The sequence below is a fragment of the Bacillus sp. CH_48 genome, assembly GCF_038008465.1.
Taxonomy (GTDB): Bacteria; Bacillota; Bacilli; order Bacillales; family Bacillaceae_G; genus Bacillus_A; species Bacillus_A thuringiensis_S.
This window is the reverse complement of record NZ_JBBOZF010000001.1, coordinates 2,691,990-2,714,911: the sequence shown is the minus strand read 5'-3', so window position 1 is coordinate 2,714,911 and position 22,922 is coordinate 2,691,990. Positions and strand designations below refer to the sequence as shown.

Genomic DNA, 22,922 nt, shown 5'->3' with positions numbered 1-22,922 from the left:
TGCCATCTTTTTTTTAATCCCGGAATTTCCTAGTTGACTTATAGGTTTTATTACCTTATATTCTATATAACAGATTGGAATTAGGGGGAATCAACATGAATACACTGCTTGTCGGAATTAACGTTGCAGTCATGCTCATCTTAGTTGGCGTATTATATTATATGCAACGTAAGCATGTATCTTTTAATAAACGTGTATTTACCGCTTTAGGAGTCGGAATTTTATTCGGTCTTATATTACAATTCATTTATGAGCCAACTTCTAAAGTAATTATTGAATCAAATACTTGGTTTGGCTTAATTGGTAACGGTTATGTGAAATTACTTCAAATGATCGTTATGCCACTTATTTTAGTATCTATTATTTCAGCCTTTACAAAATTACAGTTAACGAAAAACCTTGGTAAAATTAGTGGTCTTATTATCGGAATTTTAATTCTTACTACAGGAATCGCTGCAGCTGTCGGTATCGCTGCAAGTGCAGGATTTGATGTATCTGCAACAGGCTTGCAACAAGGTGATGCAGAATCTGCTCGTCTGAAACTAGTTGAAGAAAGATTTACTTCTATTGAAAAGACAACAATTCCAGATAAATTATTAGAGCTATTGCCTACAAATCCGTTTCTTGATTTAACAGGCGCTCGTCCAACATCAACAATTTCTGTCGTAATATTTGCAGCCTTTATCGGCATTGCCTTTATAGGTGTAAAACGAAAATATCCAGAACAAGCAGAGCTATTTAAGAAAATGCTTGATGCTGTATATGCAATCGTAATGCGTATGGTAACATTAATTTTACGCCTTACTCCATACGGCGTATTAGCTCTTATGGCAAAAACAGTTGCTGGTAGCGATATAAATGCTATTTTAAAGCTTGGTAACTTCGTGTTAGCCTCTTATGTAGCACTTATCGTAATGTTTATCATTCACTTATTATTAATTGCATTGTCTGGTTTAAATCCAATTCAATATTTGAAAAAAGTGTTCCCTGTACTAACTTTTGCATTCACATCTCGCTCTAGTGCTGGTGCGATACCATTAAATATTGAAGCTCAAAAAGAAAAGCTTGGTATCTCCGAAGGAATTGCAAACTTCGCAGCTTCATTTGGGGTATCTATCGGACAAAACGGTTGCGCAGGTATTTATCCAGCAATGCTTGCAATGATGGTCGCTCCAACTGTAGGAATTGATCCATTACAACCACAATTTATTTTAACTTTAATCGCTGTTGTTGCTATTAGCTCATTCGGTGTTGCCGGAGTTGGTGGCGGTGCAACATTCGCAGCTTTAATCGTACTATCTACAATGAACTTACCAATCGGTATTGTTGCTCTAGTTATCTCAGTTGAGCCATTAATCGATATGGGTCGTACAGCTCTTAACGTAAGTGGTTCTATGACAGCAGGTCTTATTTCAAGTAAATGGCTTGGTGAATTAGATCAAGATACGTACAATCAAGACGATACAAAAACTGGTGAAATTGCTTCATAATGAAAGAAAGACGCTAACATACAATTGTTAGCGTCTTTTTTATTCCGTTCCCTCTTTATAGATCTTATCTTGAGAATTATCACTCCAAGTATTCTTTTAATTGCTCTTTTAACTCTTCCTCAATCTCATAACAAGATTCATCAGCGAGTTCCCCTACTTTCTTACTACCCAAAATGTTTAATTGAATTGGCATTCCTAAAAAGATTCTTTCACATTTCTAAATTGGAATATCGTGAAATTCAATCATTTCTTTTTCTTCATCTATATAGCTATAGCAACTGATGAATAATAACCCACCTCAAAGGGATTCTCTTTTTCTCTTGCAAATCCCATATCTAATTCCATGTTTTTTTCTATGTATAAATGCGAATACTCTTTATACAATTTAAGTGACATTGGCTCTATTTCCTTCTCCATACATTGAATGTTCTCTTTTAACTCCAACGTAAACTCCTGTTCTGTATATTTCATTTTCGCCTCCTTAAACATAGAAAAAGAGAATACAATAATATATTCTCTTTCCTCAAATATATTTCATTATCTCACAGCCCGTCCTTTTCACAAATAACCATTTTGTTCGCACCATTTATGAAATTGTCCTACGTCTACTCCAACTAACACGATATCCTTTAGCTCTACATCAATAATTTGTTCTCCAATTACAATAGCAAAATGCGATGCTAATTTTGTCTCGTTTTTCTTTACAATTCCAATTCGGTTCCGATGCGGTCCATCTTTTATATATGCTTTTTGTCCTACAATATCAAAGTTCAAGATTTTCACCTCTTTTACTGCGCTCAAATTGGAAATACGATCTCCAACTCGGAAAATTTCCTTTCATTGCACTATTTCTCTATATATATGACGAAACAATAAAAGAGTCCTTCCTTCTTTACAATTATTTTTTCTTTGTTTCATTTTTGTGATTGAAACGTAAAGTTTATAATAAAATACACTTGGAAGCGCTTTCTATGTAATTTTTTATGGTATAATGTATAAGTAGAACTTCGTAAAGAGGGTTAAAAAAATGAATACAAAAATGATAAAAAAAGTAATTGAAGCATTAAAAGTATATGGCTTTCAGGATGTATCATTCTGTGACAAAACGAAGCAATTTTTATTTCATAACGAAACCGATATTATGAGCGGCTATGCAGAAATAACATATAGTAGTCAATTTGAAAAATTCAACGTACAAATTCATCCGATTGAAACACATCACCAAGCAGAGTTACAAGAGGTTGAAAGACATATACAAGCCTGTATAAGAAAAGTGGAATATTTAAACGCACTTCTTAGCGGACAAACAAAACTAGATGACAAAATTATTATAATGTAAAAAAAGAACGTGATCCAATCACGTTCTTTTTTCATTATACGTTCATCTTTTCCTTTAGTTGTAATCCTGTAACAGATTCTAATACATCCATAGATTCTCCAAATGTCATATCAAAAATTGTCTTGTCCTCTATGTATGGAAACTGGCTGAAACGCTTTTCTAACACCTTCACAGCATCTGATGTAAAGTTTGCACTATCAATTCCAAATTCTGTTTCAAGAAGAACGATCCAATCTAATACATGAAAACCTAATCCATTGACGAATGAAATAAGTTTTTCTTCTGGGTTTGAAGATAAGAATACTTGTCGTTCCATCTCACTAAAAAGTTCTTCTCCTAAAATTTCAGCTAACTCATCATCATGTTCGCGTTCAACAAGCTCTTCGTAGCCGTAATCATCCACAAGCTCTTCTACTTCTTCACTATCCTGACAAAGCAATTGACTAAGAAGTGCCTCTTTCTTAAATTCACTATTTTGTACGACTTCTAAAAAGCTCGTTTCCCATCCATTTTCTAATTTCATATTATGTACTCCTTTATATACGTTTCTTATCATCACTGTACCCAAAAGATCACTTTTATAACCTTTTAGGTAGTTACTATTATTTCACATGATTCATAACATAAGATGCAAACTCAGCTACATCTCCTTCAAAAATATTTATTTCTGGCAAGTGATAGAACGTTGTTTGGAGCGGATTTCCTGCATGATATACATATATAGTTTTCTCTAGCGCAATCGCCATTCCAAACTCTGTATGGCTCCCGTTTCCGCCATCTAATATAAGTAAAAACACATCCGCTTCTTTTACAGCATTTTTTTCTGCCTGACCAATTTCTCTTAATTGTTCTTGATTCACTGCTCTTTCGTTTTTGGCCCAATCATATGTATGGTGCCATCCTGCATGTTTCAGTTCATTTGCTACGGAACATACAAGATGTTTATTTTGGAAACCTGAGGCGATATAAAAATTCATTTATATACACTCCTTCATTATGTATAGGGAAACTCCTTTTTAGCGTTATTTGTTATAGCTATAATAAATAACAACTTCAAAAAAAATCCCCATCTTTAAAACTTATTTGCGTTTAAATGATGGGATGCTTCATGGTCTTCTTTTATTTTTTGTTTTTTATAACTTTCATCAGCTAACATTTCTAGTTCAGCTGTTATCTCTGACTTTTCAAGCTCTCTTTCTTGCGAAAATTTCCTTGAAATATAAACAATAACACTACCAACGTACAACACAAAGCATATAATAAGTGCAGTATTTTCATAGAGACTTAGCTCCAACACAGTCACTCCTAATCCATTCGTATTTTCACGCCTCATTAATTGGAATTTCTCTATTAACCCAGTTATTATCCCGCTATTTGAGGGCAGTAAGACTCCCTCCTCAAATTTCAGTAAAAGTAAAGAAGTTAGATGTGGGATGCACCCAACTGATTAAAGTTTCACTTTATTGTAACATAAAAATATCAATTCTTGGAATCTTTCACCCTACTAAAAGAGGCATGATTGTTTCATCATGCCTCTGAAATATTTTGAATGATTGTTTGAATTGCTTCTTTTCCATTATATTTTTTTAGTGCTGTTTTATACTTCTCATTATTTTGATTCAATTCTTCGACATACTTTATCAGAGATTTTACAGTTACATCTTCTTCATATAATACGGAGGCATACCCTTGCCTTTCAAAGGACTCTGCATTTAATATTTGATCTCCACGGCTTGCAAATTTCGATAATGGAATTAAAACCATCGGCTTTTGTAATGTTAAAAATTCAAAAATTGCGTTGGAGCCCGCGCGTGAAATAACAAAATCTGTTACCGCTAATATATCCGGCAGTTCTCCATGTACATATTCAAATTGTCTATATCCTTCTTTATTTTGTAAACTTTCATCAAGGTTACCTTTTCCGCAAAGGTGAACAATTTGATACTTTTTAAGAAGTTCTGGTAATGCTTCTCGAGCCGTATCATTAATTTTCTTCGCGCCCAAGCTGCCTCCCATAATCGTAATAACTGGCTTTTTACGTGAAAAACCTAAAAATGCTAAACCTGTTTCAGGATTTCCCTTCAGCACTTCTTCACGTACAGGAGATCCCGTATATATTACTTTTTCTTTCGGTAAATGCTTCGCTGCTTCTTCAAATGTAACAAATATTTTCGAAGCAAAACGAAGCGCAATTTTATTTGCTAGTCCTGGCGTCATATCAGATTCATGTAATAAAACTGGTACTCTATTTAGCCATCCTCCAATTACGACTGGTACAGATACGAAACCGCCTTTTGAAAAAATCACATCTGGTTTTAGTTTTCGAATCCTTACATACGCATCCATAACACCCTTCATTACAAGAAAAGGATCTTTTATATTTTTCAAATCAAAATAACGACGTAGCTTTCCACTCGAAATACTATAGTAGGGAATGCCTTCCTTTTCTATAATCGTTTTCTCAATACCTTGATGAGAACCAATATAAGAGATATCCCAGTTGTCTTCCTGTAAATGTGGGATAATGGCTAAATTAGGTGTTACATGTCCTGCCGAACCGCCACCTGTAAAGACTATTTTCTTCATACGTCTCCCCCTTCTAGACTATAATACACTAAAATATCTTGCCTCAGGGTGAGAAAATACCATAGCCGTTACGGACGCTTCTGGCTCCATCATGAATCCTTCTGTTAATGAAATACCTATTTCCTCTGGATGAATTAAGCGAAATAGCTTTTCTTGATCTGCAAGTTCTGGACACGCCGGATAACCAAATGACACGCGTATTCCTCTATATTTCGTACGGAAACGTTCTTCCATCGTCAGTTCAGGTGAGTCTGGAATGCCCCAGCGGTCACGAATGAGCATATGTGTTTTTTCAGCAAGTCCTTCTGCTAATTCAAGCGCTAACGATTGAATGGCATGACTACGTAAGTAATCACCTTTCGCCTTCCACTCTTCAGCAATGTCCCGAACTCCTTCCCCAACCGTAACAGATAAGAAAGCAACATAGTCCATCTCATCTCCAATTGGGCGCAAATAATCGCCTAAAGTACGATAGGGGGCCTTTCCTTGTCTAGGGAACGTGAAACGCTCTATAACACGCGTATGATCTTCTGGATCATATATTACAATGTTTTGTCCATCGCTTTGCGCTGGGAAAAATTGATACACTGCTTTTGGCTTTAACCAAGATTGTCCTTCTTGCAATAATTCATCTATTAAATCATTTAATTCATGCGCTCTCTTATCTCCCTTTTTCAAAAGCTTCTTCACATTTCCTTTTAATCCAAGGTGATGCCCAAGTAGCATTTGTCTATTTAAAAATGGAGCGAGATGAAGGGCGGGAATATCGCGTAATACAATTCGTTTTGTTGAATCAGGCACGATAACCTCAGCCTTTGGTAATGGCTCAATTACTGCTGGAATTTCTACTTTCTTCTCCTCTTTTTTTACGATATGAAGATGCCGTTCTTTCTTATCCTGTTTCATCTTCTCACGCTCTTCTTCTTTTTGAAGCTTATTAATAATATCGAGCCCCGTCATCGCATCACTCGCATAACAAACGAGCCCTTTATATGATGGTGAAATCCGATTATCTGTAAACTTTCTCGTTAACGCTGCACCACCTACAACAATGGGAACATCAATATTTGCTGCTTTTAAATCTTCAGCAGTCGTTACCATTTGTTGCGCTGATTTTACTAATAAACCTGAAAGTCCTATAATGTCCGGATTCTTTTCTTGTACTTCTTGAACAATTCGATCTGAACGTACATTAATTCCTAAATTAATAATCTCATATCCGTTATTCGCTAAAATAATTTCAACGAGATTTTTCCCAATATCATGCACGTCACCTTTTACAGTTGCTAATAATACTTTCCCTTTTTTCGCACTATCACTAGATTCCATATATGGCTCTAAATAACTTACAGCAGCTTTCATACTTTCGGCACTTTGCAATACTTCAGCAACAATAAGTTCATTATTATTAAATAGTCGTCCTACCTCGTCCATCCCTGTCATAAGCGGACCGTTAATAATATCAAGAGGTTTTCTTCCTTCTTCAAGTGCAAGACTTAAATCCTCGTGTAATCCTTGTTTCGTACCTTCTACAATATAATTTGCTAGTCTTTCATTAAGCGTTAACGTTTCTTGCACAACGACATCTTTCTTTTTAGCGACTCGGTAAAAGTTTGTAAATTCTTCTAACGTCTCTTTAGTCGTTTCAAACAGTAATGCATCTGCAAGGTGTTTTTCTTCCTCTGGAATCGACGCATAGCGTTCTAATTTTTCCGTATTAACAATCGCGTAATCTAATCCAGCCTTCGTAGCATGATATAAAAAGACGGAATTCAATACTTCACGTCCAGCTGGTGGTAAACCAAATGATATGTTACTTACACCTAAAATCGTTAAACACTCTGGTAACGCTTCTTTAATAAGACGAATTCCTTCTATAGTCGCTGCCGCTGAACCAATATATTCTTCATCACCTGTCCCTACTGGAAACACAAGTGCATCAAAAATAATATCTGACGGACGTATTCCATATTTCGTCGTTAATAATTCGTAACTTCTTTTTGCAATTTCTAATTTTCTTTCAGCACTTACTGCCATACCATCTTCATCGATTGTACCAACTACAATTGCAGCACCATACTTACGAAGAAGCGGTGTTACCTTTTCAAAACGCTCTTCTCCATCTTCTAAATTAATAGAGTTGATAACAGCTTTTCCTTGAATATAAGTAAGTGCTCTTGCCATAACATTTTCATCCGTTGAATCAATCATAATCGGTACTTTTAACACTTTCGTAACTTCTGTCAAAAATTTCTCCATATCTTCTATTTCATCACGATCAGGATCTGCCATACAAATATCAATAATATGAGCATTTTTCTTCACTTGCGCCCTTGCCACTTCAGCAGCCTCTTCAAATTTCCCTTCTGCTACTAATCGTTTAAATTTACGTGATCCAATAACATTCGTTCTTTCACCTACAAATAACGGTCTCATAGACTCATCGTATTGCAGTGCCTCCAATCCACTAATTCCATGTCCTTCTCTCTCATGATGGTCACGAGGCTTAAGAGATGCTAGCGCGGATTTCATTGCTTTTATATGTTCTGGTGTCGTGCCACAACAACCACCGATAATATTAACCCATCCTTCTTCAGCAAATCGCTTCACCTTTTCAGCAAGAGAAGATGGAGATTCATGGTAATGTCCATCTTCATCAGGAAGACCTGCATTTGGATAACAAGAAATGTAACACTCCGATAAATCAGATAGTGAACGAATATGGTCCCTCATAAACTCCGGACCAGTCGCACAGTTTAATCCAACAGATAATGGTTTCATATGTTCTACTGATAAATAAAAAGCTTCAATTGTTTGCCCAGCCAGAGTCGTTCCCATTGGCTCAATCGTTCCTGAAATCATAATAGGAACCGTTTTTTTCATTTCTTCAAAAGCAGCTTGAATTCCAATATAAGCTGCTTTCACGTTACGCATATCTTGACTCGTCTCAACGAGTAATACATCAACTTCTCCTTTTAACAATCCTCGTGCCTGCCTTGTATAAGCCTCAATCAATTCTTCAAAAGTCACACCACCTGTAACACTAATTGCTTTCGTTGTTGGTCCCATTGCTCCCGCAACATATACTTCCTTCCCGCTTTCTTTAACAGCTTGCTTCGCCAAAAGTGCTGCCTTTTCATTTAGTTCTTCATCTAAATGAGACAGCTCATAATCACTTAGTACAATATTCGTTGCCCCAAATGTATTTGTTTCAATAATATCCGCTCCAGCTTCAATATAAGCTTTATGAATTTTTAAAATAACGTCTGGTCTTGTTTCTACTAAATATTCATTACAGCCCTCGTACTCTTCTCCTCCGAAATCTTCAGCAGTTAAATCCTCTTGCTGAATCATTGTCCCCATTGCCCCATCTAATATTAAAATGCTATTCTGTAATTTTTCTTCTATACACTTCATCAATTAATACCTTCTTTCACTTCTTGCTTTTCTCTTACATATTTAACAAGATGTTCTGTAATTTCATACTTTAAAAATGGTGTAATAAGATAAATACCATTAAAATATTTCATCGCTATGTCGATTAATTCTTGCGAAATGCGAATCCCTTCCTCAATTGCTGCCTCTTTCGTTTCGTGTCCATCCATTCTCTCTCTTATTTCTTCAGGAAGAGTAATACCCGGCACCTCAAAATGAAGAAAATCTGCATTCCGCTTACTTACTAACGGCATAATTCCAATAAAAATAGGTTGTTCCAGATGCTTTGTCGCTTCATACACTTCTTCAATTAGCGCGATATCGTAAATTGGCTGAGTTAAAAAATACTCCGCTCCAGCATCTATTTTTCGTTCCATTCGCTTAACCGCTGCTTTTAAGTGCCTCACGTGAGGATTAAATGCGCCGCCTACAGAAAACCTTGTCGCCGGTCCAATTGATTTCCCTAAAATTGAACGTCCATCGTTCATTTCTTTAATCATTTTAATGAGCTCAATAGAGGATAAATCATATACAGAAGTTGCACCGGGAAAATCACCAACGCGCGCTGGATCACCAGTTAAAGCTAACACTTCTTCCATCCCTAACGCCGATAAACCTAACAAATGAGATTGTAGTCCAATGACGTTATGATCTCTACACGTTAAATGTGTCAATACTGGGATATCATGCTTGGTTAATAACGCACCCATTGCCATATTCGAGATGCGAGGCGATGCTAATGAATTATCTGCTAGAGTAATAGCATCTGCTCCCGCTCTTTTTAACGCTCTTGCTCCTTCAAAAAAACGCTGTGTATCTAACGTTTTCGGTGGATCTAATTCCACTACAACTGTCGTTTGTTTTTTCGCTTTCTCTGCTAGAGTGACGTGAGCCTTCGAACGTTTCTCATGCGTATGAACGACTTTCGGCCTTTGAATCGTGTCTTTTTCTATTACAGGGGTAATATTCGCAACAGCGCGCTTCATACTTTGAATATGTTCTGGAGTCGTACCACAACAACCACCCAATAATCGAATACCTTGCTCAATAAATCTCGGTGTCATCGCTTCAAAATAAGCTGGGCTTCCCTCATATACATAACGTCCCTCCACATAATTCGGGAGACCTGCATTTGGGTATGCTGATAAATAGCCATTTTGCGGAATCGATATCATTTTGAAAGCTTCCGTCATATGAAGCGGCCCTAGTTGACAATTCAATCCAACAACATTTGCACCGCAATCTATAAGTTGCTTTAATATTTCATTGACATCATTTCCATTTTGAGTCGTACCTGCTTCATGTAACGCTAATTGAGCAACAATTGGAATATTCGTTTGCTTACGCAATACTTTAACGGCATGAAGTAATTCAAATTCATCGTAAAAAGTTTCTAATAGTAATCCATCAACCTGCTCTTCTAGTAAAGCCCCTGCCTGTTCAAGTAGCATAAACTCCCTTTCCATATCAGTCGTTGTAACGGCTCCGATGTGTTTCATACCACCAATTGTTCCTAAAATTGCATTTCTGTCTGTAACAGATGCTTTCGCCAGTTTTACTGCCGCTCTATTAATTTCTGTAACTTGATTTTCTAAACCATACATACGTAATTTCGTCTCATTTGCCCCATACGTATTCGTTTGAATTACATCTGCTCCAGCAGCTACATATTGTTTATGAATCGATATAATTAAGTCTGGATCAGATACATTCAATTCTTCAAAGCTACTTTGCAAACCATGTGAATGCAATAACGTCCCAACCGCACCATCACCTATTACAATTCCTTTTGATAATAAATCTAGTAATTTCACGAATCTCCCTCATTTCTATCAATATAAAAACCCCCTCTTCACTTTGAAGAGGGGGACATAATCGTTCCTCCTCTTATTATGCAAAACATTCGTTTTGCAGGTATTAGCACCGTTTCAAACATTTCGTTTGAAGGTTGCCGGGTTTCACAGGGCCTTTCCCTCCACCGCTCTCAATAAGAGTTGTCTTTATTATTTTATTTATGTAGCTAAAAGGAAATGCGTTCCCCTTTTAACAATGTTTGTTAATTTTTTAATAAATTTAGCATGCACAAAAGTAAAAGTCAATGATACTTGCGGAAAAATAAAAATTATTTAAAATAAACTTGCAATTCAATTATCTTTTGTTGTAAAGTTAAAAACATAATAAAAATTTCATACGAACATTCTTATCTAGAGAGGTAGAGGGACTGGCCCTATGACGCCTCAGCAACCATTAACAGTTTGTTAATAAGGTGCTAATTCCAGCAAATTGTGAAAGATTTGACAGATGAGAAGAAGACTCTATTCAAACCGAAAGCCTTCTTCTTAGAAGGCTTTTTTTATTTTATATTCACTTAATGTTTCAATTTAAAAAGGAGGAATTTTCACATGTCAACAATCGAAACAAAACTAGCACAAATCGGAAATCGCAGTGAAACTACAACAGGAACGGTTAATCCACCGGTTTATTTCTCAACCGCTTATCGTCACGAAGGAATTGGTAAATCTACTGGCTTTGACTATTCACGAACTGGCAATCCAACTCGCGGTCTTTTAGAACAGGCAATCGCAGACTTAGAATATGGCGAACAAGGTTATGCCTGTAGTTCAGGGATGGCGGCTGTTCTCCTCGTCCTTTCTCTATTCCGCTCTGGAGACGAACTTATTGTATCTGAAGATTTATACGGAGGAACGTATCGATTATTTTCTGAGCACGAAAAAAAGTGGAATGTTCGATGTAGATACGTAAATACACAATCTATTAAACAAATTGAGCAAGCTATCACAACTGAAACGAAGGCTATTTTCATAGAAACTCCAACTAATCCATTAATGCAAGTTACTGATATTGCTGCTGTCGCAACTGTAGCGAAAAGGCACGGACTACTTCTTATTGTAGACAACACATTCTACACACCTTATATACAGCAACCATTAACAGAGGGTGCTGACATTGTACTCCATAGCGCAACGAAATATTTAGGGGGACATAACGATGTACTAAGCGGACTTGTCGTTGCAAAAGGAATGGAACTTTGCGAGGAAATCGCTCATTATCATAATGCATCAGGCGCGGTTTTAAGCCCATTTGACTCATGGTTATTAATTCGCGGTATGAAAACGTTAGCGCTTCGCATGAGACAACATGAAGAAAATGCGAAAGCAGTTGTTGCATATTTAAATGATGAAAACGGGGTGACAGATGTATTTTATCCAGGAAGAGGCGGCATGATTTCATTCCGCCTTAAAGATGAAGCTTGGATTAATCCATTCTTACAATCTTTATCCTTAATTACATTTGCAGAAAGTCTTGGTGGTGTAGAAAGTTTAATGACTTATCCAGCAACGCAAACACATGCTGATATTCCTGAAGATATTAGAACAGCAAACGGTGTATGCAATCGTCTTCTTCGATTCTCCGTTGGCATTGAAAATAGTAACGATTTAATTCAAGACTTAAAGCAAGCCATTAAACTCGTAAAAGAAGGTGTAAAAATATGAGCTATTCTATAGATACACTCTTACTACACAACCAATATAAACATGACTCACAAACGGGCGCTGTGAACGTTCCCATTTATAACACATCAACTTTTCACCAGTTTGATGTAGATACGTTCGGAAAATATGACTATAGCAGGTCAGGAAATCCAACTCGTGAAGCTCTTGAAGATATCATTGCTTTATTAGAAGGTGGAACAAAGGGATTCGCCTTTGCATCAGGCATTGCAGCGATTTCCACTGCATTCCTCCTTCTTTCACAAGGTGATCACGTACTCATTTCAGAAGATGTATACGGAGGCACTTACAGAGTGATAACTGAGGTACTCTCCCGTTACGGTGTTTCACATACATTTGTTGATATGACCAATTTAGAAGAAATAAAACAAAACATTAAACCAAATACAAAGCTCTTTTATGTAGAAACACCTTCTAACCCACTTTTAAAAGTGACAGATATCCGCGAAGTTTCTAAACTTGCAAAATCTATTGGCGCTCTTACTTTTGTTGATAATACTTTTTTGACACCACTATTCCAGAAACCACTTGAACTTGGAGCTGATGTCGTTCTTCATAGTGCTACAAAATTTATTGCTGGTCATAGTGATGTTACTGCCGGATTAGCAGTAGTAAAAGATGCAGAACTCGCTCAAAAGCTTGGATTTTTACAAAATGCATTCGGTGCTATTTTAGGGCCTCAAGATTGTTCTCTCGTACTTCGTGGCCTAAAAACATTGCATGTACGCCTCGAGCATTCAGCTAAAAATGCCAATAAAATTGCACATTATTTACAAGAGCACGCTAAAGTACAAAATGTCTATTATCCTGGATTACAAACGCATCTCGGATTTGATATTCAACAATCTCAAGCAACATCAGCTGGAGCGGTCTTATCGTTTACTTTGCAGTCAGAAGATGCACTCCGCCAATTTTTGTCAAAAGTAAAATTACCCGTTTTTGCAGTTAGTTTAGGAGCGGTAGAGTCAATTCTTTCTTACCCAGCAAAAATGTCACATGCAGCACTGTCGCAAGAAGCTCGTGATGAAAGAGGGATCTCTAATTCATTACTTCGGTTATCAGTTGGCCTTGAAAATGTTGACGATTTAATATCCGATTTTGAAAATGCCCTTTCTTATGTAGAAGAACCTGTAAATGCATAGAATGAATAGAAGATATGAAATTAAGTTTTCATATCTTTTTTTATGCTGTCTACCATACTCGTTTTAGTGCTTTTCTATCTATATAGTTCATTAAAAAATAAAATTTTTATCTATTTCCAAGTAATGGATTAATTGATATATTAAGAAATAAAAAGGAGCAAAAATAATGGATACTTGTACAGATATTTTAATCGTTATCGATTTACAAAATGGAGTATGTTATAGCGGAGAGCATCTATTTGATTTACAGAACTTACTAACAAAAGTAAATCAAAGAATTTCTTCATACAGAAAATTAAATAAACCAATCCTTTTTGTTCAACATTGTGATGATGATTTAGTACCCGAGAAAGAAAATTGGGCTATTCATACCGATCTAGATGTTCAAGAACAAGATTTTTTTGTAAGAAAAACACATGCAAATTCATTTTATAAAACAAACTTAAAAGAAATTTTAGATCAATTATCTGTAAAGCGCATTGAATTTTGTGGTGCCCAAACAGAGTACTGTATGGATGCTACGATTAAGTTTGCCCACGGACTGGGATACGAAAACTTTATGGCACAGAAAACAACCTCTACGTTGAAGAATCCTTTTATGTCCGCAAAAGAGACGATTGATTTTTACGAGAACATATGGAATCACAGGTTTTTAACGTTGCTAAAAGATGAATTTTAGAATAAATGACTAATGACTTGATTATCCTAAGATTTATCAGCTGTAATCAAATATTTCGTTATCATCATAAAGAAGCGAATTACATTCAGCTTCTTTTCTTTTAAACTGTTTTATATTCTATATATATCATTACAATTCCTTTGTCGTATTATTTTAAAAATTTTGTATATTCATTTGAAAGAATAAGAAAATCATGATAAAATTGTGTTACAAATATATCTATATCTTTCAATTTTTAAAACGCATCGAAATTTTCACCCAAAAATTTTATTTTACAAAAACGTGCTAATTTACCTATTTTATTTACATCAGGGTCTCTTTTCTTACAATTTCTTTACTTTAGGACTTTTTTTCTGCAACAACTATTTTCTTTTCTTTAAATTTTTGGTATGTATAGTATGGTATAATAGCTCACACGGAGGTGGAAAAGAACATGTTAGAAACCTTTCAAAAAGAATTAGAACTATATGAAAGTAATGCAGAATTATTAAAAGTACTAGCTCATCCTGTTCGTTTATGTATCGTAAAAGGATTAATTGAGCGCGGTCCAAGCAACGTTTCTACAATGTATACTGGCTTAAACATGCCACAATCTACAATTTCACAGCATTTAGCAAAATTAAAAAGCGCTAAAATCGTTTCTAGTGAAAGAAAAGGATTGGAAATTTATTACAAAGTAGAGAACGAAACAATAATTCAACTCGTTCGCGTATTATTAGGTTAGGGACTAATAATCGAAGAAAAAGAACGTATTCTATATTTTTCATCTCATATCTTTAATATAAATATATATCATGAGAGGAAATATATAATACTACATAAGTCGTATTAAAAAACAAGACACAGTATATACTGTGTCTTGTTTTTTTTATATTGTTACATACCGCTCCAAATGCAAATGTTGCATATCTTTTGTATGTATAACAACATCAAACGCACTCCCTACTCCTCCATTCAAAATCATAGAACGAACTGCTCGATTTTTTTTTTGCGTTTCAGAAAAAGGATTCGTATCTTGATGGCTCGTAAGCTGTTCTAATATTCCTGCAGCTAACAAGAACTCAGATTGTTTCTTATGCCATACTGCACTCATTCCCTGCAGACTAAACATCTCAGTTAGCTCGTCCCAATGAATATGAGTAGTAAGATCCATTTCACCTGGATACGCTAGTGGGTTTCGTATTAGCTTATGCTGATAATACCCTCGCAAACTTCCTTCACGGTGTGCTGGATGCATCCATTCTTCTTTTGTGTATCCGTAATCAACTGTAATACATATACCTTTTTGAAACCATTTCGCAATTTCTTTTATATACTCCTCCATCACAATTGGTACTTCAAAACGTTGCCCTTCAGCAATATGAATATTATATTTCAATAAATATCGACCAATTCTTTTATCTAACGGCCTACATACTTCTGAAAGGTTTCCTTCCTCTGTATATGTAATACGTACTTCATACAACATACCATTTCTTTTCTCAATTATTTCAACAGGAAATGCATCAAACAACTCATTCGAAAAAAGAATTCCCTCGAAAGAATCTCCCATTTCACTATAGGAGGTATAGTACGATACATTAGAAAATGAGCCAAGTTGCTCCTGCTGTAATTTCCTATGAAAAGGGCTCACTTCAATCATTGAATAGTTTAAATCAATAAAGGTTTTTGGAGATAATTGCTTCCATTCTTGTAAAACATCATAGGCAAACTTTCCAGTTCCCCCACCAACCTCACAAATATTCGAAGCAACTTCACCATTTTCAACAAGACGAATAAAAAGTTTAGCAAAAGTTTTTGCAAAAACAGAGGATACATTGCTACTTGTAAAAAAATCCCCTTTTCTTCCAATCTTTTCACGTTCTTTCATATAATATCCATGACCTTCTGTATACAATACAAGGTTCATATACGTACTATATGAAATTGAATAATCCTTTTCTTTCCCCATCCATTCTCTTAAAATGAGCTCCATTCCCATAATGACTCCTTATTGTAAAAATGGATTATTTTCTTTTTCAAAGCCAATGCTTGTTTCTGGACCATGTCCACATAACACCGCTGTTTCATCTGGTAATACAAATAATTTCTCTTCAATACTTCCAATTAATTCAGCAAAACTTCCACCAGGCAAATCTGTTCTTCCAATGCTCATTTGGAACAATACATCTCCTGAGAATACAGCATTCGCCTCTTTACTATAATAAGAAATACTTCCTGGAGAATGTCCCGGCGTCTCAAAAATTTCAAAATTAAATGATTCAATTGTTAATGTACCTTCTGCATCAATAATATGATCCGCTGGTTTTGCTGTAATACTGCGGTTCATCATAAAAATTTGAGAGCCGTTTACAGTTGCATCTCCTAACCAATCTGCTTCTTCTTTATGTACGTATACAGGAATATAAAAAGCGTCTCTTACCGCATCAACAGCACCGATATGATCAAAGTGAGCATGTGTTAATAAAACCGCCAATGGTTTTAATTGTTCTTCTTGTAAATATGTAACGAGCTTTTCACCTTCATGACCAGGGTCAAAGATAATGCACTCTTTTTGATCGTTCATTAAAATATAAGCATTGGTTTGCAATGGGCCTAACGGCATTTGTATCCATTTCATATGAAATCTCCTCCAGTTATTAAACTTACTTTTAATGATACAACATTTCTTTCTCTGAGGAAAAGAAAGGATGCTATCTCGACAATCATTTTTAAAACATGTACAATATAAAAGAGTAAATATTCCAAAAACTCATAATAAGAAATGGGTAGACAGAGGAGGATATTGTATGGGCCTTGTTATTATTTTTACACTTGTCACTCTGTTAGCTGTATTTGCTACGCTTAGAACACTTCGTGAAAAAAACTTTTTCGCGAGCGGCTTTGCAATTGCAACTGTACTCGTTTTCGGATGGTTTACGATCATGACTGTTCTATATAACGGGTATCCACCAGCAGCTTAATTCGTTTACACTTTATTCTTCATCGAGATTTCACACAAAAAGAGGAAGGGTTCCCCCTTCCTCTTTTCATATTTCACATCTTATATCATCTTCGCTTCGTATTTGTGCTTTTTTACAAGCCAAGCTCCTCCGATAACACCTGCATCATTACCAAGTGTTGCAATAGCTAACTTCGTGCTCTTTACAGCACGTGAGAAAGCGTATTGCTCGAAATAGCGTTGAATTGGTTCTAATAGCGCATCTCCAGCTTTAGACACGCCTCCACCAATAACAATTTTCTCTGGGTTCAACGTACTAGAAAGGTTTGCTACAGCTAATCCTAAATAAGAAGCTACTTTTTCTACTACTTCGCCTGCTAATTCATCACCTTGTCCAAGTGCTTCAAAGACATCTTTTGATGTAATACGTCCTTCTTCAGCTAACATAGAACGCAACATGCTTTCTTTATTAGTCTCTTGTATTTTTTGCATAGCAACACGTACAATACCTGTTGCAGATGCTACTGTTTCTAAGCAACCAGACTTCCCGCAATTACATGGGAAAGCATTTTCTGTAACTACTGTAATATGTCCAATCTCACCAGCAGCACCACTCACGCCGTGTACAATCTCACCATTGGCGATTACACCACCACCAACGCCCGTACCAAGTGTCATGCAGATTAAATCTTTTGCACCTTCACCAGCACCTTTCCACATTTCACCAAGCGCTGCTAAGTTTGCATCATTATCAATAACAACAGGTAATCCTGTTTCTACTTCTAATAAATCTTTTAGCGGATAGTTTTTCCACCCTAAATTAACCGCTTCATAAATCATTCCAGATGCCACATGTACAGGGCCAGGAGCTCCCATACCAATACCAATTAACTTGCTCTTCAATTCGCCTAATTCTTCTAGCTTTTTATCAATTGCTTTCGCAACATCAAGTGTAATATGTTTTCCTTGCTCACCTGTATTCGTAGGGATTTCCCACTTATGTAAAATTTCACCGTATACATTAATAAATGCTAATTTAATCGTTGTACCACCAAGGTCAACACCAACTAACCATTTCTCTTCCATGTTGCTTACCTACCTTTATCTAATTCTTATTTAGCTCTTTTTGAATTTCTTGCTTCAATAAAAATAAAGCTGTTTGATAGTCTTGTGGATCGATTAGCTGTGATTGATTTAATTCACGCAATTCATCTTGCATTAATTGTAAATCTGCAATTCGATCTCCCGTATAAATAATCGTACCAAATTTCTTTAGCAATTGCTGAATATCATAAATAGATACCATTTCATCACCCTCTATGCTTGCTTACTATAAAAAATTATAATAAGAAAACGTTCACATATTTTATTATAATCAAGAAGAAAAAGTCTCGTCAATTTTTATTTGTCTAGACAAGCTCATTTATAAGCATTGTTCCTTTTTCTGTAATAATTTTTTCTATATTTTTATCAAATGGCTCTACCGGAATGTGTTTTACCATTTGAAAACCATACGCTAATGATAGCGTTTTCCCTTTATAATGCACGAGATAACGATCATAATAGCCACCGCCGTACCCAATTCGCTCTCCTCGTTCTGTATAAGCTACGCCCGGCACAATTTGAAGATCAATTCCATCCACATTCACTTCTTCCGTAAGCCCAGGAATCGGTTCACGTAAATTCATATACACCGTTTCTAATTGATCAAAATTATTAATTTGCCGGAAGGACATCGTTCTTGTTCCTTTATTACACTTAGGAACTACAACTTTCTTTCCTTCTTCCCAAGCTTTTTCAATAATAGGATATGTATTCACTTCATTTTCCATTGAAAGAGTAATTCCAATTGTTTTAGCTTCAACCCACTCTTTTTGCGCATACAGCAAAAATGCAATCTGTTCTGATAAAGTTGTATACTGTTCTTCTGATAAAGAATTCATGTGTTCTATTATTTGTTTACGCAAACGCACTTTCTCTTCTTTCACACATTTCCCCCCCTACAGTGACACTTTTCTCTATGATGATAGTGTATCACTTTTAACATAGGAATCGAATAAAAAAAGAAACAGTAGGAAAATATTCCTACTGCTTACTTTGTTTCACGGTGTAACGTAGACTTCTTGTCACGCTTGCAATACTTTTTAAGCTCGATACGCTCAGCGTTGTTACGTTTATTTTTCTTTGAGATATAGTTACGATCTCCGCATTCTGTACATGCTAGAGTAATATTCACACGCATTCTTATTTCCCTCCAGTACTAATAACTTAAATCAGACTATACTATAATACCACTTTTAAAATAAAAATTCTACACCTTTTGATATTGTCTAATTTTTTCTATAAGATTTTTCATGTTTTCCCTTGCTATTACTGGGTTTCTAGCATGTGAATACACTAAAAATTTTGGTTGTTTTGTGTCAGAAACGATATAAGACCACTCTTTTTCAGTATATTTGAACTGTACTCCTTCAAATATACCTTCTCCCTTCCTTTCTATATCATCCAATAATTTCCTCATAATTTCCCCTTTTTCATTCCATGAACATGCCACTTCATCATAAAGTAAATAGAGCGGCGGTGATTGCTCTACTATGCTGAGAAACGTTTTTCCTTGCAATGCTATTAGCTCGAATAATTTTCCAATTCGATATAAAATATCTCGCTTCCACCTTACTTGAAACGACTTTCTTTCATCCTGCGTATAAAATAGAAGATAACATTCTCCTAACTTCAAAGACATCGGGTAAATATTTCCTGTCGATTCGAGTAAGAAATCCGGAATATCTACCTCTTCCAAATCTGTACCCTGGTAAATATTACTATGTTTATCGTATAACTCGAAATGATTTCCTTGCTCAGAAAACATAAGAGCCATATTCGCTTTACTTGATTTCATCAAAGCTTTCACATGATCTTTTTGTTCGCTTGCATAAATCCATGTAACTGTACAACCAAGTCTTTGCAGAAAGAGCATAAGTAAATGTTGCAACGTATCATTTCTCTTATTAATAAGAAGATGAAACTTCTGCATCTGTATTTTCTCGATATCAATATGCTCCAATATAACTTCTATATACTCATTCATAGAAACATGAACCAGCTCATTACGCCCCATTTCTTTCTCATGTACGTAATAAAACAATTCGGACATATATACTTGTTCTATCTCTTTTTGCTGCTTATACGTTAACGGCATGCCAGCTTGACTGTATAACTTTATAACAATCTCATTCTCATTCTCCACTTGAATGAAAACACCACCTGCACATTTCAAATGATGAACACTATATTGAAAAAGTGACTCGTTCATTTCTTTACATTCCATCGTATGAATCCCTATACCATGAATAGCATGTAAAAATAAATTTTTATAAGAGGTTGTTTCTATATTTTCTTGACTTCCAATTAATATACTCTCTCCTTTTGTAAAAAGAGATCCATACGCCATCGCAATCTTCACGATAAACTGGGGAGTAATTTCAACATTCCCTCTTCCTACAATGCGGCTTTTTTGTAACCAACCTGCACTCATTTCACTCTCTTGAATACCAGCTGCTCCTACTATCGAATGACTATCAATGGCCTTATAAGGCCATAGTTTTCCTTTTTGCTTAATTACCGTGCTTCTCCCAATATGACAGTGATCCGCTACAACGCTTTTTTGAAACAGTGTAACGTCATCTTCAACTATTGTACGCTCTCCTATTGTCGTTTCTAATAGTTCACAATACTTCCCAATGTGGGCATTTGCAAAAACAATACTTTTTTGAAGATGAGAATAATTTGAAACGATACTATTTTTCCCAATAATAGAATATGGCTCAATTACAGCTCCTGTACCAATCTTTGCTCCTTCTCCAATAAAAGAGGGGCCATGAATTTTCGTCCCTTTGCCAATCGTCACCCCTTCTCCCATCCATACCATCGGTAATACTTCCGTATAAGGAATAGGTACTTGTAACTTTTTCGTTAACAAATCAAATTGTGCTTGTCGATATTGATTAAATGTGCCGATATCTAACCAATAACCTTCTGACAAATATGCGAATAACACATTTTTATTTGCCAATAACGGAAACACATCATGACTAAAATCAAAAAATTGCCTAGGCGGTATGTAAGAAAAGATTTCTGGCTCCATAATATATATGCCTGTATTCACAACATTAGAGACTACCTCATTCCAGCCCGGCTTTTCTATATATCGTGTAACCTCCTGGTCTTTATTCATTACAACCAATCCAAATGAGAGTGGATTTTCTACTTCTTTCACAAACATTGTTACTATTCTTTTCTTTTGTTCATGAAACCTAATTCCTTCTGATAATTGAAAGTCAGTTAATGCATCCCCACTTATCACAACAAATGTTTCATCTAAAAATTGTTCTGCTTGTTTAATACTCCCTGCTGTACCAAGCGGAGGAGAGTCTTCAAAATAATACAAGTTAACTCCCCATTTACTACCATCACCAAAATATTGCTTAATGGTCGTACTCATATATTGAACAGTAATTGCAATTTCACGAATACCATGCTGGCGTAATAACTCAATATTGTATTCTAAAACTGGTTTTTCTAATAACGGTAACATCGGCTTTGGAGTATTACATGTTAATGGTCTAAGGCGTCTTCCTTTTCCTCCAGCTAAAATAACCCCCTTCATATACTTCAGCCTCCACTTATATAATGTTCAGTAGCTCCATATACCATATGTATATTCTCTATCCCACATGAACTAGCAGCATAAACTTGATTAGTTAAACGAATCCTCATTTAAAAGACCCTATAATTAAATGTCCCACCTATAAAAACGTACGGTTCAAACTCAAAGAAAGCGCTTACTATTAATTGATAAATAATACTTATTAACGAACAACATATATACTAATTTTCCCATTACATTATGATACATCTTATCATCATAAACTAAAGGAAACAACGAGCTTTTTTTGTCATGTTTTGACTAAAAAAAGCAGGTGATTTCTCATCACCTGCTTTAATTCCTACTCATTCAATAAATAATGCTTTCCTTTTACTAAATAAAAGACATTTTCAGCAATATTTGTAATATGATCTGCTACACGCTCAATATATCTCGCCACAAATGATAATTGTGTAATTTGCGTAATTGCTTCGGGTTGTTCCGGAACTGAAGATATAAACTCACGAATTGATTTTCCATATATTTCATCAACAGAATCATCCATTTCAGCGATTTGTTTCGCAAAAGTTAAATTTTCTTGTTCATATGCTTCTAACGCTAAATGCAACATCTCATTTGCAATCGCAAACATTTCATCCAGGTTGTGCAAACTAACAGCCACTTCTTTTTCCCCAAGACGAATTGTAGCCTTTGCAATATTAACAGCATGATCTGCAATACGCTCTAAATCTGTCGCTGTTTTAATTGAAATAAAGATCCTTCTTAAGTCACTTGCTACAGGTTGCTGCTTCGTAATAAGCATAAGTGCAAGATCGTTTATTTCCTCTTCTAAATTATCCATGCGGTAATCACCATCAATGACCTCTAACGCTTTCTCTACATCCCTTGTATGCAGACCTTCCATAGCAATCAATAAAGCCGCATTTGCTAATTCTCCAAGCTCGATTACCTTTTGCTGTAACACTTTTAAATCACCTTGAAACTGTTCTCTTACCATTTTTTCTTCCCCCTCAATATTATGTGCCATTATATATAAAGTGAAACTTTAATCAACCCTCATCAATCGGGCTTTTACAGGCGGCCCGCCATCTAACTTCTTTGCTTTTGTTGA

General features: G+C 35.6%; 22 protein-coding genes, 1 pseudogene and 2 riboswitches. Of the genes and pseudogenes, 7 read left to right on the top strand and 16 right to left on the bottom strand.

The annotated features are described in order from the left end of the window. Positions 1–95: 95 nt before the first annotated feature. On the top strand, positions 96–1,490 hold the full coding sequence (locus tag N2V92_RS13645) for an L-cystine transporter (RefSeq protein ID WP_016077255.1): 1,395 nt from the start codon (positions 96–98) through the stop codon (positions 1,488–1,490). A 79-nt stretch (positions 1,491–1,569) separates the two neighbouring features. Here N2V92_RS13645 and N2V92_RS13640 read toward each other — a convergent pair. Both N2V92_RS13640 and N2V92_RS13635 read right to left on the bottom strand, forming a co-directional pair. Further along, positions 1,570–1,961: pseudogene (locus N2V92_RS13640) on the bottom strand (hypothetical protein). A gap of 87 nt (positions 1,962–2,048) precedes the next feature. Beyond that, the gene (locus N2V92_RS13635; RefSeq protein ID WP_001008325.1) at positions 2,049–2,264 is read right to left on the bottom strand and encodes a DUF3912 family protein; all 216 of its coding nucleotides are present in this window, start codon (positions 2,262–2,264) and stop codon (positions 2,049–2,051) included. 253 nt (positions 2,265–2,517) lie between these two features. Here N2V92_RS13635 and N2V92_RS13630 point away from each other — a divergent pair, with 253 nt between their 5' ends. Next, on the top strand, positions 2,518–2,829 hold the full coding sequence (locus N2V92_RS13630; RefSeq protein ID WP_001093238.1) for a hypothetical protein: 312 nt from the start codon (positions 2,518–2,520) through the stop codon (positions 2,827–2,829). A gap of 34 nt (positions 2,830–2,863) precedes the next feature. Here the strand turns inward: N2V92_RS13630 and N2V92_RS13625 are convergent, their stop codons facing one another. From N2V92_RS13625 to N2V92_RS13600, 6 genes are all read right to left on the bottom strand, one after another. After that, positions 2,864–3,352 (bottom strand): hypothetical protein, encoded by a 489-nt coding sequence (locus N2V92_RS13625; RefSeq protein ID WP_000764268.1) that lies wholly within the window; start codon positions 3,350–3,352, stop codon positions 2,864–2,866. Positions 3,353–3,431: 79 nt separating this feature from the next. After that, complete coding sequence (locus N2V92_RS13620; RefSeq protein ID WP_001012330.1) at positions 3,432–3,806, bottom strand: nucleoside 2-deoxyribosyltransferase; 375 nt, start codon at positions 3,804–3,806, stop codon at positions 3,432–3,434. 95 nt (positions 3,807–3,901) lie between these two features. Then, the gene (locus N2V92_RS13615; protein WP_001250699.1) at positions 3,902–4,162 is read right to left on the bottom strand and encodes a DUF3966 domain-containing protein; all 261 of its coding nucleotides are present in this window, start codon (positions 4,160–4,162) and stop codon (positions 3,902–3,904) included. A 194-nt stretch (positions 4,163–4,356) separates the two neighbouring features. Further along, complete coding sequence (gene murG / locus N2V92_RS13610; RefSeq protein ID WP_000724741.1) at positions 4,357–5,415, bottom strand: undecaprenyldiphospho-muramoylpentapeptide beta-N-acetylglucosaminyltransferase; 1,059 nt, start codon at positions 5,413–5,415, stop codon at positions 4,357–4,359. 18 nt (positions 5,416–5,433) lie between these two features. After that, positions 5,434–8,832 carry a methionine synthase gene (gene metH / locus N2V92_RS13605; protein WP_000649726.1) on the bottom strand — a complete coding sequence of 1,133 codons (3,399 nt, stop codon included), beginning with the start codon at positions 8,830–8,832 and terminating at the stop codon, positions 5,434–5,436. After that, positions 8,832–10,664 carry a bifunctional homocysteine S-methyltransferase/methylenetetrahydrofolate reductase gene (locus tag N2V92_RS13600; protein ID WP_000770367.1) on the bottom strand — a complete coding sequence of 611 codons (1,833 nt, stop codon included), beginning with the start codon at positions 10,662–10,664 and terminating at the stop codon, positions 8,832–8,834. The genes metH and N2V92_RS13600 overlap by 1 nt, the downstream gene beginning before the upstream one ends. A 70-nt stretch (positions 10,665–10,734) precedes the next feature. Then, a riboswitch (SAM riboswitch) is annotated at positions 10,735–10,844 on the bottom strand. A gap of 203 nt (positions 10,845–11,047) precedes the next feature. Further along, positions 11,048–11,158, top strand: a riboswitch (SAM riboswitch). A gap of 94 nt (positions 11,159–11,252) precedes the next feature. Between N2V92_RS13600 and metI the strand changes: the two genes are divergently transcribed. The 4 genes from metI to N2V92_RS13580 all read left to right on the top strand — a co-directional run bounded on the left by metI (position 11,253) and on the right by N2V92_RS13580 (position 14,928). Beyond that, positions 11,253–12,365 carry a cystathionine gamma-synthase/O-acetylhomoserine thiolyase gene (metI, locus tag N2V92_RS13595; RefSeq protein ID WP_000103895.1) on the top strand — a complete coding sequence of 371 codons (1,113 nt, stop codon included), beginning with the start codon at positions 11,253–11,255 and terminating at the stop codon, positions 12,363–12,365. After that, complete coding sequence (metC, locus tag N2V92_RS13590) at positions 12,362–13,525, top strand: cystathionine beta-lyase (RefSeq protein WP_000122296.1); 1,164 nt, start codon at positions 12,362–12,364, stop codon at positions 13,523–13,525. The genes metI and metC overlap by 4 nt, the downstream gene beginning before the upstream one ends. A gap of 166 nt (positions 13,526–13,691) precedes the next feature. Next, positions 13,692–14,204 (top strand): cysteine hydrolase family protein, encoded by a 513-nt coding sequence (locus tag N2V92_RS13585; RefSeq protein ID WP_000379186.1) that lies wholly within the window; start codon positions 13,692–13,694, stop codon positions 14,202–14,204. 433 nt (positions 14,205–14,637) lie between these two features. Further along, positions 14,638–14,928 (top strand): ArsR/SmtB family transcription factor, encoded by a 291-nt coding sequence (locus N2V92_RS13580; protein ID WP_000894377.1) that lies wholly within the window; start codon positions 14,638–14,640, stop codon positions 14,926–14,928. A gap of 144 nt (positions 14,929–15,072) precedes the next feature. Here the strand turns inward: N2V92_RS13580 and N2V92_RS13575 are convergent, their stop codons facing one another. Together N2V92_RS13575 and N2V92_RS13570 are read right to left on the bottom strand one after the other, a co-directional pair. Then, on the bottom strand, positions 15,073–16,185 hold the full coding sequence (locus N2V92_RS13575; RefSeq protein ID WP_000525135.1) for a class I SAM-dependent methyltransferase: 1,113 nt from the start codon (positions 16,183–16,185) through the stop codon (positions 15,073–15,075). 9 nt (positions 16,186–16,194) lie between these two features. Further along, complete coding sequence (locus N2V92_RS13570; RefSeq protein WP_000871229.1) at positions 16,195–16,824, bottom strand: MBL fold metallo-hydrolase; 630 nt, start codon at positions 16,822–16,824, stop codon at positions 16,195–16,197. Between the two features lie 169 nt (positions 16,825–16,993). Between N2V92_RS13570 and N2V92_RS13565 the strand changes: the two genes are divergently transcribed. Continuing rightward, positions 16,994–17,167: a DUF2759 domain-containing protein gene (locus N2V92_RS13565; protein WP_000524852.1), complete on the top strand. Its 174-nt coding sequence runs from the start codon at positions 16,994–16,996 to the stop codon at positions 17,165–17,167. An 80-nt stretch (positions 17,168–17,247) separates the two neighbouring features. On the opposite strand, the gene glcK is transcribed toward N2V92_RS13565, so the two are convergent. From glcK to phoU, 6 genes are all read right to left on the bottom strand, one after another. Next, positions 17,248–18,231 carry a glucokinase gene (gene glcK, locus N2V92_RS13560; protein ID WP_000391701.1) on the bottom strand — a complete coding sequence of 328 codons (984 nt, stop codon included), beginning with the start codon at positions 18,229–18,231 and terminating at the stop codon, positions 17,248–17,250. A 19-nt stretch (positions 18,232–18,250) separates the two neighbouring features. Further along, positions 18,251–18,451, bottom strand: coding sequence for a YqgQ family protein (locus N2V92_RS13555; protein WP_000253699.1), 201 nt, complete (start codon positions 18,449–18,451; stop codon positions 18,251–18,253). A gap of 103 nt (positions 18,452–18,554) precedes the next feature. After that, the gene (locus N2V92_RS13550; protein ID WP_000656859.1) at positions 18,555–19,133 is read right to left on the bottom strand and encodes a 5-formyltetrahydrofolate cyclo-ligase; all 579 of its coding nucleotides are present in this window, start codon (positions 19,131–19,133) and stop codon (positions 18,555–18,557) included. Between the two features lie 104 nt (positions 19,134–19,237). Then, positions 19,238–19,387: a 50S ribosomal protein L33 gene (rpmG, locus tag N2V92_RS13545; RefSeq protein WP_001265616.1), complete on the bottom strand. Its 150-nt coding sequence runs from the start codon at positions 19,385–19,387 to the stop codon at positions 19,238–19,240. 69 nt (positions 19,388–19,456) lie between these two features. Then, positions 19,457–21,811 (bottom strand): sugar phosphate nucleotidyltransferase, encoded by a 2,355-nt coding sequence (locus N2V92_RS13540; protein WP_000679326.1) that lies wholly within the window; start codon positions 21,809–21,811, stop codon positions 19,457–19,459. Between the two features lie 340 nt (positions 21,812–22,151). Further along, entirely contained in the window at positions 22,152–22,808 is a 657-nt protein-coding gene (gene phoU / locus N2V92_RS13535) for a phosphate signaling complex protein PhoU (RefSeq protein WP_000251245.1), read from the bottom strand. Positions 22,809–22,922 lie beyond the last annotated feature (114 nt).